The sequence below is a fragment of the Ancylobacter sp. IITR112 genome (assembly GCF_041415945.1).
Classification (GTDB): Bacteria; Pseudomonadota; Alphaproteobacteria; order Rhizobiales; family Xanthobacteraceae; genus Ancylobacter.
The window spans coordinates 1,234,798-1,247,385 of sequence record NZ_JBGCUS010000001.1; the positions used below are offsets into that span (position 1 = coordinate 1,234,798).

General features: G+C 66.2%; 15 protein-coding genes and 3 tRNA genes. 15 read left to right on the top strand and 3 right to left on the bottom strand.

Going from position 1 to position 12,588, the window contains the following annotated elements:
- Positions 1-17: 17 nt before the first annotated feature.
- Positions 18-548, bottom strand: a complete 531-nt coding sequence (locus tag AAC979_RS05530) for a hypothetical protein (protein WP_371345844.1) — start codon at positions 546-548, stop codon at positions 18-20.
- A gap of 358 nt (positions 549-906) precedes the next feature.
- On the opposite strand from AAC979_RS05530, the gene AAC979_RS05535 reads away from it, so the two are divergent.
- From AAC979_RS05535 to AAC979_RS05545, 3 genes are all read left to right on the top strand, one after another.
- Positions 907-1,329: a cysteine rich repeat-containing protein gene (locus AAC979_RS05535; protein WP_371345845.1), complete on the top strand. Its 423-nt coding sequence runs from the start codon at positions 907-909 to the stop codon at positions 1,327-1,329.
- Positions 1,330-1,363: 34 nt separating this feature from the next.
- Positions 1,364-1,993 (top strand): OmpA family protein, encoded by a 630-nt coding sequence (locus AAC979_RS05540; RefSeq protein ID WP_371345846.1) that lies wholly within the window; start codon positions 1,364-1,366, stop codon positions 1,991-1,993.
- A gap of 107 nt (positions 1,994-2,100) precedes the next feature.
- Positions 2,101-2,442, top strand: a complete 342-nt coding sequence (locus tag AAC979_RS05545; RefSeq protein WP_371345847.1) for a RidA family protein — start codon at positions 2,101-2,103, stop codon at positions 2,440-2,442.
- Positions 2,443-2,545: 103 nt separating this feature from the next.
- On the opposite strand, the gene AAC979_RS05550 is transcribed toward AAC979_RS05545, so the two are convergent.
- On the bottom strand, positions 2,546-4,216 hold the full coding sequence (locus AAC979_RS05550) for an MFS transporter (protein WP_371345848.1): 1,671 nt from the start codon (positions 4,214-4,216) through the stop codon (positions 2,546-2,548).
- Positions 4,217-4,575: 359 nt separating this feature from the next.
- The gene (locus AAC979_RS05555; RefSeq protein ID WP_371345849.1) at positions 4,576-5,397 is read right to left on the bottom strand and encodes a TrmH family RNA methyltransferase; all 822 of its coding nucleotides are present in this window, start codon (positions 5,395-5,397) and stop codon (positions 4,576-4,578) included.
- 334 nt (positions 5,398-5,731) lie between these two features.
- Between AAC979_RS05555 and AAC979_RS05560 the strand changes: the two genes are divergently transcribed.
- The 12 genes from AAC979_RS05560 to rplL all read left to right on the top strand — a co-directional run bounded on the left by AAC979_RS05560 (position 5,732) and on the right by rplL (position 12,541).
- Positions 5,732-5,816 (top strand) — tRNA-Tyr (locus AAC979_RS05560).
- 31 nt (positions 5,817-5,847) lie between these two features.
- Positions 5,848-5,921 (top strand) — tRNA-Gly (locus tag AAC979_RS05565).
- A gap of 179 nt (positions 5,922-6,100) precedes the next feature.
- Entirely contained in the window at positions 6,101-7,291 is a 1,191-nt protein-coding gene (gene tuf / locus AAC979_RS05570; protein ID WP_371345850.1) for an elongation factor Tu, read from the top strand.
- A gap of 176 nt (positions 7,292-7,467) precedes the next feature.
- Positions 7,468-7,544: transfer RNA gene (locus tag AAC979_RS05575), tRNA-Trp, on the top strand.
- A gap of 196 nt (positions 7,545-7,740) precedes the next feature.
- Positions 7,741-7,938 carry a preprotein translocase subunit SecE gene (secE, locus tag AAC979_RS05580; protein ID WP_018390587.1) on the top strand — a complete coding sequence of 66 codons (198 nt, stop codon included), beginning with the start codon at positions 7,741-7,743 and terminating at the stop codon, positions 7,936-7,938.
- Positions 7,939-7,949: 11 nt separating this feature from the next.
- Positions 7,950-8,480, top strand: coding sequence for a transcription termination/antitermination protein NusG (gene nusG / locus AAC979_RS05585; protein WP_371345851.1), 531 nt, complete (start codon positions 7,950-7,952; stop codon positions 8,478-8,480).
- 171 nt (positions 8,481-8,651) lie between these two features.
- Positions 8,652-9,266 (top strand): DJ-1/PfpI family protein, encoded by a 615-nt coding sequence (locus tag AAC979_RS05590; protein ID WP_371345852.1) that lies wholly within the window; start codon positions 8,652-8,654, stop codon positions 9,264-9,266.
- A gap of 93 nt (positions 9,267-9,359) precedes the next feature.
- Positions 9,360-9,731: a ribbon-helix-helix domain-containing protein gene (locus AAC979_RS05595; RefSeq protein WP_371345853.1), complete on the top strand. Its 372-nt coding sequence runs from the start codon at positions 9,360-9,362 to the stop codon at positions 9,729-9,731.
- 242 nt (positions 9,732-9,973) lie between these two features.
- Positions 9,974-10,423: a 50S ribosomal protein L11 gene (gene rplK / locus AAC979_RS05600; protein WP_244376929.1), complete on the top strand. Its 450-nt coding sequence runs from the start codon at positions 9,974-9,976 to the stop codon at positions 10,421-10,423.
- Between the two features lie 4 nt (positions 10,424-10,427).
- Positions 10,428-11,129 (top strand): 50S ribosomal protein L1, encoded by a 702-nt coding sequence (gene rplA / locus AAC979_RS05605; RefSeq protein WP_371345854.1) that lies wholly within the window; start codon positions 10,428-10,430, stop codon positions 11,127-11,129.
- Positions 11,130-11,598: 469 nt separating this feature from the next.
- Positions 11,599-12,117, top strand: coding sequence for a 50S ribosomal protein L10 (gene rplJ, locus AAC979_RS05610; protein WP_371345855.1), 519 nt, complete (start codon positions 11,599-11,601; stop codon positions 12,115-12,117).
- A gap of 49 nt (positions 12,118-12,166) precedes the next feature.
- Positions 12,167-12,541 carry a 50S ribosomal protein L7/L12 gene (gene rplL, locus AAC979_RS05615; protein ID WP_244376926.1) on the top strand — a complete coding sequence of 125 codons (375 nt, stop codon included), beginning with the start codon at positions 12,167-12,169 and terminating at the stop codon, positions 12,539-12,541.
- Positions 12,542-12,588 lie beyond the last annotated feature (47 nt).

Sequence of the window (12,588 nt, forward strand, 5' to 3'; positions counted from 1 at the left end):
GTGTGTCGGCGCGGGGCTTATTTCGGCCCGCTGAAGCTTATCATCCTGCCGCCGCGGAACCGGCATTCGACATTCCAGAAGCCGGGCTTTCCACCGGGCTTGATGACGTTGAACGAGAGCTTCGCCACCTTCTCGCGGCCGGGCAGCACGACCTTGGCGGCGAGCTTGACGATCGGGTAGGCCGGCGCGGCGATGGCCGCCTTCTCGCAGTAGCTGATGGCGTCCTTGTCGGAAATCTCCACCGGCATCGGGCCCGGACCCGGTCCCGGACCCGGTCCCCATGGGCCGGGCGGGTTTGGATAGGGGGGGGTGGGGTAGGGCGGGTTTGGATAGGGAGGCGGGGGTGGCCGGTTGCGGTCGAGCGTGATGCGGCAGTCGGAATAGGCCCGCGTGCCCGGTACCAGGCCCCAGGAGCGGCATTTGGCATCGTCCGCCTGATCCGGCGTCGGGTAGGGCGGCGGATAGGGCGGGGGCGGCGGGTAATACTGCGCGAGTGCGGGTGCGCTCGTGACCAGCACCACCGCGACGGCTGAAAGCAGCTTTTTCAAGATCGTGGTTCCCCCGTGAGACGCCCTTTGCCTGAGGCGGCGCGGCGGGGCTGTCAAGCACGGGATGGCGGGGGCGCTGCCGGCGAGTGATGGCCCCGCCGGGGCGACCGCCGGGCGGACGGGCAGGCCGCGGGCGCGTCGCGGCGCCGGTAGGTGGGTCCGTCGCGGCCGGTAAAGCCGCGTGAGAGCGCCTCCATCCCTCAAATACCGGCCGTGACGCGCAAATCGTGCAAAATACGCCATTGCGCCGAGCGCGGCCTTCTGCGAGACGAATCCGTGGGAAGTCGTTCGCAACGGCGCGTGCCGAATCCCCCCGGGGTGAGGATCACCACGGGCACGCCATTTGGGAGGCTGGACTATGAAGCGATTTTTGTTCGGACTGGCGGCGCTGCTGCTGGCCGGCATGGCCGGCAGCGCGTCGGCCCAGACCATGAGCTATGCGGAAGCCGGGGCGCTGATCGCCAAGAGCTGCGGGCCTTCCATCGAGAAGTTCTGCGCCAAGGACAATCTCGGCACGGGCGAGGTTCGTAACTGCCTGATGGCGCATCAGGACCAGGTGCCGCAGCAGTGCTTCGACGATTACGCGGCCGCCCGCGCCTCCATCTCCAAGCGCATTGCCGCGCAGAGCGACGCCTGGAACGTGTGCAACGCCAATATCCGCCAGGCCTGCGCCGGCGTTCAGCCGGGCGACGCCAACATCCTCAACTGCCTGATCGACGCCAGCAAGGTGATCCGGCCGGCCTGCAAGTCCATTCTGGTCGATGCCGGCTGGTGGCAGTGACGAAACGGCGAAACGCTAGGGAAAGAGACAGATCATGACCCGTATCACCCGTTTCGTCGGCGGGCTCGCCCTCGCCGCCGCGCTCGCCGCGCCGCTCGCCGGCACCGCGACCGCGCAGACCGCTGACTCCGACGCGCAGATCATGCAGGGCCTGTCGCAGGCCACCATGTTCGACCCGTCGCTCACCGCCCAGGTGCTGCGCCAGATGGCGCAGGACGCCGTGGCGCAGAACGCCCCGCTGACGCTCGACAAGTCCGAGATCGCCAAGCGGCTCGACAAGCTGGCGCAGATCACCGTGCAGATCCAGTTCGCGCTGGGTTCGGACATCATCCGCCCGGAATCCTACCGGACGCTGGGGTCGATCGCTGACGCCATGCACCACCCGATCCTGGCGAACTACAAGTTCATCGTCGTCGGCAACACCGACACGACCGGCACCCGCGCCTTCAACCTCAAGCTCAGCCAGGAGCGCGCCAACGCCATCGTGCAGGCTCTGGTGGTCGTGTTCGGCGTTTCGCCTGACCGCCTGGAGGCTGTCGGCCTCGGCCAGGAGGCGCTGCAGGTGCCGTCCAAGCCGACCGACCCGATCAACCGCCGGGTGCAGATCTTCACCATCGGCACGGTCGGCCCGATGGGCAAGCCGGTCCCGACCAGCGCCCCCTGAGCGGGACGCCCGCCTTTTCCTGTGATAGGAAGCCGGCCGGTGCCTGTGCGCACCGGCCGGCTTTGTTTTGGCCGCCCCGTTTTCCGTCACATCCAGAGTTTCAGCAGATGAGCATCACCCGAATCGAAGTCGGTCCGCGCATGAGCGAGGCCGTGGTCCATGGATCGGTCGCGTATCTCGCCGGGCAGGTCGCCAAGGGCGACAGTGTGACGGCGCAGACCCAGGCCGTGCTCGGCCAGATCGACGCGCTGCTGGCCAAGGCCGGCACCGACAAGAGCCGGCTGCTGACCGCCACCATCTATCTCGCCGACATCGCCACCTTCGCGGAGATGAACGCGGTGTGGGATGCCTGGGTGGCCGCCGGCAACACGCCGGCCCGCGCCACGGTCGAGGCGGCGCTGGCGACGCCGGACTACAAGGTCGAGATCGTCGTCACCGCGGCGGTCTGAGACGCGGCCGGCTCCTGCCGCCGGCACGGCGCATAAAAAAGGCCCCGGCATTGCCGGGGCCTTTCCTTTGTCAGCTCCGCACAGGGCGGAGCGAGGGCACGCCTCAGTGCCAGTTTTCGAGGTCGCGGTCCTTGGTCTCCGGCAGCAGCAGCAGGCCGATGATCGCGGTCATCACCGCAATGATGATCGGGTACCAGAGGCCGGAGAAGATGTTGCCGGTCGCCGCCACGATGGCGAAGGCGGTGGGCGGCAGGAAGCCTCCGAACCAGCCATTGCCGATGTGGTAGGGCAGCGACATGCCGGTGTAGCGGATGCGGGTCGGGAACAGTTCGACCAGCAGGGCGGCAATCGGGCCGTACACCATCGTCACATAGAAGACGAGGATGAACAGCAGTCCGATCAGCGACAGGGTACGACCGTCCGAGATGACGCCGCCAATCGTCGGCTGCTTCACGATGGTCGGGTCGCCGACGGTCGGATAACCCGCAGCCTGCGCCGCCGCCACGATCGCCGCTCCGGTCTTGTCGGTCTCCGGAACCACGACAGGCGTGCCGTTGACGGTGACGGAGACTGCCGAGCCGGCCGCGCCGGGCAGCAACGTGTAGTGCATCGAGTTGGTCGCCAGCGTGCGGCGATAGACATCGCAGGGGCGGGTGAAGACTCGTACGCCCACGGGATCAAACAGCGTGCCGCAGGTCGCCGGGTCGGCCGTGATGTCGATCTTCACCGACTCGGTGGCCGCGATCAGCTTCGGATTGGCGATGCGGGCGATGTTCTCGAACAGCGGGAAGTAGGTCGCCGCGGCGATGAGGCAGCCCGCGATCAGGATCGGCTTGCGGCCGATCTTGTCCGAGAACCAGCCGAAGAAGATGAAGAAGGGCGTGCCGATCAGCAGGCTGAAGGCGATCAGCAGGTTTGCCGTCGTCCCGTCCACCTTCAGCGTCTGGGTGAGGAAGAACAGCGCGTAGAACTGGCCGCAATACCAGACCACGGCCTGGCCGGCGGTGCCGCCGAACAGCGCGATCAGCGCGATCTTGGCGTTCGACCAGCGGCCGAAAGCCTCGGTGAGCGGGGCCTTCGAGCGGCTGCCCTCTTCCTTCATCTTCTGGAAGGCGGGCGACTCGTTCAGCGACAGCCGGATCCAGATCGAGAAGCCGAGCAGGATGATCGACAGCAGGAACGGAATGCGCCAGCCCCACTCACGGAAATCCTCCGGCGACATGGAAAGACGCAGGGTGAGGATCACCAGCAGCGACAGGAACAGGCCCACCGTGGCGGTGGTCTGGATCCACGAGGTGTAGAAGCCGCGGCGTCCATGCGGCGCGTGTTCGGCGACATAGGTGGCGGCGCCACCATATTCGCCGCCGAGCGCAAGGCCCTGGAGCAGGCGGCAGACGATGAAGATCACCGGCGCGGCATAGCCGATCGATTCGTAGCTGGGTAGCACGCCGACAAGGAAGGTGGCGATGCCCATGAGCGTCATGGTGACGAGGAAGGTGTATTTGCGGCCGATCAGGTCGCCGAGGCGGCCGAACACCAGCGCGCCGAACGGGCGTACCGCGAAGCCGGCGGCAAAGCCGAAGAGAACGAAGATGAACTTCGCCGTATCGTTGGTGCCGGGAACGAAGGTGGCGGCGATGTTCGCCGCCAGCGAGCCGGCAAGATAGAAGTCGTACCATTCGAACACGGTGCCGGCGGAAGAGGCGATAATCACCTTCTTCTCTTCCCGGGTCATCGGCGCCGCCTTGCCGGCGGGCGCGGTGGTTACGCTCATGTGTTTCCCTTCCCCAAAGTTAGGTCGCGCCAAAGCAGTGGCGTGCGAGGCCGCTCGCACGCGCGATAGAGCCAGCTCGCGAGAGCCGCAGTTGTGATGGCCGAGTTTGGGAGTCCCCGCGGGGGGCGCCTTACGCTCGGGCTGTCTCCTCCCGGAGACGGCCCGCCGCGATGGGTGCGGTGCCTCTCCCCGGTGTTTTGGCGCGCGGAATTCTCCGATTCCGTCGCGTGCCTCAGGGGAGAGTGGCGAAAGAGGGGCGGTTTGACGATTGGCAATTGGTCGTAAACTGCCGCACATGTTGCATTGCGGCAGAAAAACCGGTCATGGCGAAGTAAAGCCGGTGCGAATAACCGCCCGGATCAGGCCGGGGCGCCGATGGCGCGCCGGGCGATATAGAGGGCGAGCGCGGCGGCGTTCGACACGTTCAGGCTGACAATGGCACCGGGAAGGTCGATGCGGGCGAGCGTGTCGCAGGTCTGCCGCGTCAACTGGCGCAGCCCCTTGCCCTCCGCCCCCAGCACCAGTGCCACCGGGGCGGCGAGCGGGGTGTCGACCAGATCGGCCGGCCCTTCGCTGTCGAGTCCGACGACCTGCACGCCGTTCTGCTTCAATTCGTCCAGCGCCCGCGCCAGATTGCCGACAAAGCAGAACGGCACATGCTCCAGCCCGCCGCTGGCGCTCTTGGCCAGCACGCCGGTGGCGGCCGGGCTATGGCGCGCGGTGGTGACGATGGCGCCGACCTTCAGCGCCGCCGCCGAGCGCACGATGGCGCCGACATTGTGCGGGTCGGTGATCTGGTCGAGCACGAGGATGAGATCGCAGGCCGCCGCCTTCGCCAGGGTGAGGGAGGGCAGGGGATCGCATTCGGCGAGCATGCCCTGATGCACCGCGTCGGGATCCAGCAGACGGTCGATCTCACCGGGCCGGACGATCTCGGGATCGAGGCGCAGCGGAATGGACTCTTCCTGAAGCCGGCGCGCGGCGTTCTCGGTGAGCATCAGCCGACGCAGCTTGCGGCGCGGGTTGCGCAGCGCCTCGACCACGCTGTGCCAGCCATAGAGAATCGCCACATCGTCCGGCCATGCGCCGAAAGGCCGCCCCGCCGGGCGCGGGCGCGGCGAGCGGGAGCGGCCGGCGGAAGGTTTGGAGCGGCCGGGCGGACGGCTGGGGCGATCATTCATCCGCGCCTTCTGTCATGGCGCGCGTGCGTTGGCAATTTGCGGCGCGGGCGCGGCTGAGCAATTTTCCCCGCGCGCGTCGCGCGGCGTGGGTTCGGCGGCGGGCAGGACGGGATTTGTGGCTGCGATTCGGCGCCGCTGCGGCCAGTGCCGGCAGCGCCGCAGGCGGGGAAAGGGCGCGCGATCCACAGCCTGCGGCGGCTATATGTGTACCGGGGTTGACAGCGAAGGGGCACCTCACCATAAAGCCGGCCGCACGGGAGCCGCGCATCGCGCCGGTTTCCGGTCGGGTCGACAGAGGGGCATTTGCCTGTCCCGCAGATCGGCCGACGTGCGAGGGGGAGTGTCCCGAGCGGCAAAGGGGGCGGACTGTAAATCCGCTGGCTATGCCTTCGTAGGTTCGAGTCCTACCTCCCCCACCACGTCGCCTTCCGTTAGACTACGCCGACCCTCGCGGGTGTAGCTCAATGGTAGAGCAACAGCCTTCCAAGCTGATGACGAGGGTTCGATTCCCTTCACCCGCTCCACTTTTCACCGCAGCCCCTATATGAGGCGGCGGCGCGGGTCCGCGCCGACAAGCCCCGAGGGCGGCGCGATTCCCAACTTCCGCAGGCGCGGTGCAACGCGGCACTTGCGGAACGCCGGGAAACCGCCTATCCCACGGCCCGATTTTTCGCGGCCCGAATGCCGCTGAAGGAAACGAGTTATGGCCAAAGAGAAGTTCAACCGTTCGAAGCCTCACTGCAACATCGGGACGATTGGCCATGTTGACCATGGCAAGACGTCTCTGACGGCAGCGATCACGAAGGTTCTTGCGGAGACGGGCGGCGCGACGTTCACGGCGTACGACCAGATCGACAAGGCGCCGGAAGAGAAGGCGCGCGGCATCACGATCTCGACCGCTCACGTCGAGTACGAGACGACGAACCGTCACTACGCGCATGTCGACTGCCCCGGCCACGCCGACTATGTGAAGAACATGATCACTGGCGCTGCGCAGATGGACGGCGCGATCCTGGTCGTGTCGGCGGCGGACGGCCCGATGCCGCAGACCCGCGAGCACATCCTTCTGGCGCGCCAGGTCGGCGTTCCGGCTCTGGTGGTGTTCCTCAACAAGTGCGACATGGTCGACGACGAGGAACTGCTTGAGCTGGTTGAGCTCGAGGTGCGCGAGCTGCTGTCGAAGTACGACTTCCCCGGCGACGACATTCCGATCATCCGTGGCTCGGCGCTGGTGGCGCTTGAGAACGGCGATCCGAAGCTCGGCCGCGACGCCATCCTGAAGCTGATGGAAGCGGTTGACAGCTACATTCCGCAGCCGGAGCGTCCGGTCGACCTGCCGTTCCTGATGCCGATCGAAGACGTGTTCTCGATCTCGGGCCGCGGCACGGTGGTGACCGGCCGCGTCGAGCGCGGCGTGATCAAGGTCGGCGAGGAAGTCGAGATCGTCGGCATCCGCCCGACGGTGAAGACGACGGTGACCGGCGTGGAAATGTTCCGCAAGCTGCTCGACCAGGGCCAGGCCGGCGACAATGTCGGCATCCTTGTTCGCGGCACGAAGCGCGAGGACGTGGAGCGCGGCCAGGTGGTGTGCAAGCCGGGTTCGGTGAAGCCGCACACGAAGTTCAAGGCGGAAGCCTACATCCTGACGAAGGAAGAGGGTGGCCGTCACACGCCGTTCTTCACCAATTACCGTCCGCAGTTCTATTTCCGGACGACGGACGTGACGGGCATCGTGACGCTGCCGGAAGGCACGGAAATGGTGATGCCGGGCGACAACATCACGGTTGACGTGGCGCTGATCGTTCCGATCGCGATGGAAGAGAAGCTGCGCTTCGCCATCCGCGAAGGCGGCCGCACCGTCGGCGCCGGCGTCGTCGCCTCCATCATCGAGTGACGCCACTGGAAGGGGATGCGTATCGCGCATCCCTTTCTGGTGCCGACGTTTTTCGCGTTCCGGTACCTTATTGTTGAAACTGGGCGCCGCGCCCCTCGACGTAGACGCGGCGCCGGTTATAGTGCCTCGCGATTCGAGAGTCGGACGATCCGGGCGCTGCCCCGTCCGCCTCTTCTAGGAGTGTAGCTCAACTGGTTAGAGCACCGGTCTCCAAAACCGGGGGTTGGGGGTTCGAGTCCCTCCACTCCTGCCACCTTTCCCGAGAGGTGGCAGGCAAGGCGCCAAAGTTCTTTGACGCGAGGCGGCTTTGCGGGCTATACGCCCGCTTCGTGCATTTTTAGAGGGTCGTGCGGCGCCGCCGGTAAGGTGCGCGCGGCGGGACCCGCAGGCGGCGTGCCGCGATCAGCCGATACCGGCGCGGGCCGCATCAGAGGCGTTTCGAGACGAGCATGGCGAAGACGAACCCGGTCGAGTTCTTTCAGCAGGTCCGCGCGGAAGCCCGCAAGGTCACCTGGCCGACCCGTCGCGAGACGCTCATCACTACCGCGATGGTGTTCGTCATGGTGGTGCTGGCCTCGCTGTTCTTCCTGGTCGCCGACCAGATTCTGAGCTTCGTCGTGGCTCAGATCCTGCAGATCGGCCGTTGAGGAGAGACGCGATGCCGATGCGCTGGTACATCGTCCACGCCTATTCCAACTTCGAGAAGAAGGTCGCCGATTCCATCAAGGAACAGGCGGCGCAGCGCGGCCTTACCGAGCTTTTCGAGCAGGTGCTGGTTCCGACCGAGAAGGTCGTCGAGGTGCGCCGTGGCCGCAAGGTCGATGCCGAGCGCAAGTTCTTTCCCGGCTATGTGCTGGTGAAGATGGACCTCACCGACGAGGCTTTCCACCTCATCAAGAACACGCCGAAGGTCACCGGCTTCCTCGGCGCCGACAACAAGCCGATGCCGATCGCCGAGAAGGAAGCCATGCGCATCCTGCAGCAGGTGCAGGAAGGCATCGAACGTCCCAAGCCCTCGATCACCTTCGAGGTGGGCGAGACGGTCAAGGTGTCGGACGGCCCGTTTGCCTCGTTCAACGGCGTGGTCGAGGAAGTCGACGAGGGCCGCTCGCGCCTCAAGGTGGCGGTGTCGATCTTCGGCCGCGCTACCCCGGTCGAGCTCGAATTCGGCCAGGTCGAGAAGGTCTGACGGACAGTCCGTCCGATCGAGATGTGGCAAGGGCGCGGCTTCGGCGGCGCCCTTTTTCGTTGGCCGCCGCGTTAACGGGTTAACACCCCCGCCCGGGCCGCCCGGCCTATCCTCACTGCCAAGCCCCGCCGCGATCTCGTCGCGGAGGAGGGCGCCAACAGGGAGGACAAAATGGCTGGCAAACGCATCCTGATGATCGTCGGCGACTTCGTGGAAGATTACGAGACCATGGTGCCGTTCCAGGCGCTGCTGGCGGTCGGGCACAGCGTGCATGCCGTCTGCCCGGACAAGAAGGCTGGCGACAGCGTCGCGACCGCGATCCATGATTTCGAGGGGCAGCAGACCTATTCGGAGAAGCGCGGGCACAATTTCGCGCTCAACGCCAGCTTCGCCGACGTCGACCCGGCCGGCTATGACGCGCTGGTGATTCCCGGCGGACGGGCGCCGGAATATCTGCGCATGAACGCCCGGGCGCTGGAGATCGTCCGCCACTTCTTCGACGCCGACAAGCCGGTCGCCGCCATCTGCCATGGTGCGCAATTGCTCGCCGGGGCGCGGGTGCTGGAGGGGAGGACCTGCTCGGCCTATCCGGCCTGCCGCGCCGAGGTGGAACTGGCCGGCGGCATCTATGCCGACATCGCCATCGACGCAGCGGTGACGGATGGCAATCTGGTGACCGCTCCGGCCTGGCCGGCGCACCCGGCCTGGATCGGCCAGTTCCTCGCCGTTCTCGGCACCAGCATCACCCATGGCGAGGTGACGACGGGCGCGCGCAAGGCGGCGTGACGGCCGTAGCGTCCGTCCGTTTCGCCTTCCGGTGGAACGGGGCTATGATGCGTGCGGCGGAGCGCGGAACTCCGCCGCCGAGGGAGGCGCCGCATGTGCAAGCTCTTCATCCAGGCCGACCCGAATCTCTGGCAGACGCGGCTGAAATCGGTGCGGCTGCATGGCTTCTCCACCAGCGTGCGGCTGGAGAACCTGTACTGGCAGGTGCTAGAGGAAATCGCCCAGCGCGACGGCATGAGCCTGTCGCAACTTCTCGCCAAGCTTCATGAGGAACTGACCTTCGCGCATGGCGAAGTGGAGAACTTCGCCTCCTTCCTGCGGGTCTGCTGCGGGCGCTATCTCGCGCTGCAGCTGGAGGGCGACGTGCCGCGCGATGTGCGCCTGCCGATCCGCGACCTCGATGCCGACGCGATTCTCGCCCGCGAGGCGCATCGCAGCCGGCGTGCTTTGTCCTCGGCGGCCTAGCAGCGGTGGGAGGGTCGAGAGCGGCGTTGCCTTTTTCCGCCTCATCCTGTATGAGCGAGCCCGTGCGCTGGGAGCTTCCGCTTCCGGCGCGCATTCATACGCGGGAGGCACGGCCGGTTCGCCAGCCAGCATCTTGAACGTGCCGCTACCGCGACCCTCCCTCTACGCCGCCCGCGATGAAGCCGTCGCGACGGCGTGCTTTGGCGTTTGCGACCGGCAGTCGCACCGTCGAGGAGTTCATTATGGCGAAGAAGATCACCGGCTACATCAAGTTGCAGGTGCCCGCCGGCTCGGCCAACCCGGCCCCGCCGATCGGCCCCGCGCTCGGTCAGCGCGGCCTCAACATCATGGAATTCTGCAAGGCGTTCAACGCCCAGACCGGCCAGCTCGAAAAGGGCATGCCGATCCCGGTCGTGATCACCGCCTATCAGGACCGCTCCTTCACCTTCGAGCTGAAGACCCCGCCGGTCTCCTACTTCCTGAAGAAGGCCGCCGGCCTTGAGACCAAGAAGAAGCCCGGCTCCGGCTCCAAGACCCCGGGCAAGGGCGGCTTCGTCGGCAAGATCTCGCAGAATCAGATGCGCGAGATCGCCGAGAAGAAGATGAAGGACCTCAACTGCGACACCGTCGACGCGGCGGTGCGCATGATCGAGGGCTCCGCCCGTTCCATGGGCCTCGAAGTGGTGGGTTGAGCTGATGGCCAAGATTTCCAAGCGTGTTCGCGCCGTCCGCGAGGGCATTGATCCCGCCAAGCTGTATGGCCTCGACGAAGCGATTCAGCTCCTGAAGGATCGCGCCAACGCCAAGTTCGACGAGACCATCGAAGTGGCTCTGAACCTCGGCGTCGATCCCCGTCACGCCGACCAGATGGTCCGTGGCGTGTGCAACCTGCCGAACGGCTCGGGCCGCACCGTGCGGGTCGCCGTGTTCGCGCGCGGCGCCAAGGCCGATGAGGCCAAGGCGGCCGGTGCCGACATCGTTGGTGCCGAGGATCTGCTGGAGACCATCCAGGGCGGCACGATCGAGTTCGATCGCTGCATCGCCACTCCGGACCTGATGCCGCTCGTCGGCCGTCTCGGCAAGGTGCTGGGCCCGCGCGGCCTGATGCCGAACCCGAAGGTTGGCACCGTCACCATGGACGTGAAGGGTGCGGTCGAAGCCGCCAAGGGCGGCGCGGTCGAGTTCCGCGTCGAGAAGGCCGGCATCATCCACGCCGGCATCGGCAAGGCCTCGTTCCCGGTCGACAAGCTCGCCGAGAACATCCGCGCCTTCGCCGACGCCGTGGTCAAGGCCAAGCCCACCGGCGCCAAGGGCACCTATGTGCAGCGCGTCGCCGTCTCCTCGACCATGGGCCCCGGCCTGAAGGTTGAGCCGGCTTCTGTGCTGGTTGCGGGCTGATTGTTCCTGCGCGCATCACGGGGCCGGTCGCGGTCCCGTGATTGCGACGGTGTGGATTTGTCAAGCCCTCGGTGCTATCAGGGGTGACAAATCCCACGCGACTCACTATATGGGCGGTTTCGTTGCCGACATTGTCGGCCGCGTGCCGATGAATTTTCAGCTTTCGCCCGCTTAAAATCGGGCGGAGAGGCCGGCAGGGTTCGCCTTGCCGGCTTTATGTCCTGTCCGAGACTGCCGGTGCCCCTCATCTGAGGTGGCTTAATCCCACTCCGGGGCCAGCATAGACGGGGTACGACCGACGAAGGGGTTCCGGGCAACCGGGTCCTGGCTTTCGGCTCGAACCAGCGCCTTGGCCGGTATTTCCGGTCCCAGGGGACAGGATACCACCGCCGCTGCTCCGCAAGGAGGGGTGGCAAGGCGCAAACCCGGCGGGGAAGTCACCCTTCCTCGCCACCGGAGAGCAAGTGAAGTGGATCGAGCACAAAAAGAAGAGCTCGTCACGTCGCTCACCGAGGTGTTCAACAACACGTCGGTCGTCGTCGTGGCCCACTATTCCGGCCTCACCGTCGCTCAGCTGCAGACCCTGCGTCGGCAGATGAAGGCGAATGGTGCGACCGTGAAGGTGGCGAAGAACCGCCTCGCCAAGATCGCTCTCGAAGGTTCGGACGTCGCACATGTCGGTTCCCTGCTGAAGGGTCCGACGATCATCGCTTATTCGAGCGATCCTGTTGCGGCTCCGAAGGTTGCCGTCGACTTCGCCAAGGCGAATGACAAGTTCGTCATTCTCGGTGGAGCGTTCGGCACCACGGCCCTGAATGTGGATGGTGTGAAGGCTCTGGCCACCATGCCGTCCCTTGATGAACTGCGTGCGAAGCTGGTCGGCCTCATCCAGGCCCCGGCGACCAAGATCGCGCAGCTCAGCACCGCGCCGGCGGCCAAGCTCGCCCGCGTGTTTGCGGCCTATGCCAAAGAGAACGAAGCCGCGTGAGGCTTCCCGGTAATACTGGTTCGAACCGAAATCCAAGGACTTAAGTAAAATGGCTGATCTGTCGAAGCTCGTTGACGAGCTGTCCGCCCTGACCGTTCTCGAGGCCGCCGAGCTCGCGAAGCTCCTCGAAGAGAAGTGGGGCGTCTCCGCCGCCGCCGCCGTGGCGGTTGCTGCCGCTCCCGCCGGCGCCGCTGCGGCCCCGGTCGAAGAGCAGACCGAGTTCACCGTTGTCCTGGCCGCGGCCGGCGACAAGAAGATCGAGGTCATCAAGGAAGTCCGCGCCATCACCGGCCTGGGCCTCAAGGAAGCCAAGGACCTCGTCGAAGGCGCGCCCAAGCCGATCAAGGAAGGCGTGACCAAGGAAGAGGCCGAGAAGATCAAGGCTCAGGTCGAGAAGGCCGGCGCCAAGGTCGAGCTCAAGTGATCTCCTGATCATTTCGGGGGCCGCCGGTTCGCCGGCGGCCTTCGCCT

Coding starts and splice junctions, on each gene's coding strand:
- AAC979_RS05535 (WP_371345845.1), top strand. CDS start 907: ATGAAGCGATTTTTGTTCGGACTGGCGGCGCTGCTGCTGGCCGGCATG.
- AAC979_RS05540 (WP_371345846.1), top strand. CDS start 1,364: ATGACCCGTATCACCCGTTTCGTCGGCGGGCTCGCCCTCGCCGCCGCG.
- AAC979_RS05545 (WP_371345847.1), top strand. CDS start 2,101: ATGAGCATCACCCGAATCGAAGTCGGTCCGCGCATGAGCGAGGCCGTG.
- AAC979_RS05550 (WP_371345848.1), bottom strand. CDS start 4,216: ATGAGCGTAACCACCGCGCCCGCCGGCAAGGCGGCGCCGATGACCCGG.
- AAC979_RS05555 (WP_371345849.1), bottom strand. CDS start 5,397: ATGAATGATCGCCCCAGCCGTCCGCCCGGCCGCTCCAAACCTTCCGCC.
- tuf (WP_371345850.1), top strand. CDS start 6,101: ATGGCCAAAGAGAAGTTCAACCGTTCGAAGCCTCACTGCAACATCGGG.
- secE (WP_018390587.1), top strand. CDS start 7,741: ATGGCGAAGACGAACCCGGTCGAGTTCTTTCAGCAGGTCCGCGCGGAA.
- nusG (WP_371345851.1), top strand. CDS start 7,950: ATGCCGATGCGCTGGTACATCGTCCACGCCTATTCCAACTTCGAGAAG.
- AAC979_RS05590 (WP_371345852.1), top strand. CDS start 8,652: ATGGCTGGCAAACGCATCCTGATGATCGTCGGCGACTTCGTGGAAGAT.
- AAC979_RS05595 (WP_371345853.1), top strand. CDS start 9,360: ATGTGCAAGCTCTTCATCCAGGCCGACCCGAATCTCTGGCAGACGCGG.
- rplK (WP_244376929.1), top strand. CDS start 9,974: ATGGCGAAGAAGATCACCGGCTACATCAAGTTGCAGGTGCCCGCCGGC.
- rplA (WP_371345854.1), top strand. CDS start 10,428: ATGGCCAAGATTTCCAAGCGTGTTCGCGCCGTCCGCGAGGGCATTGAT.
- rplL (WP_244376926.1), top strand. CDS start 12,167: ATGGCTGATCTGTCGAAGCTCGTTGACGAGCTGTCCGCCCTGACCGTT.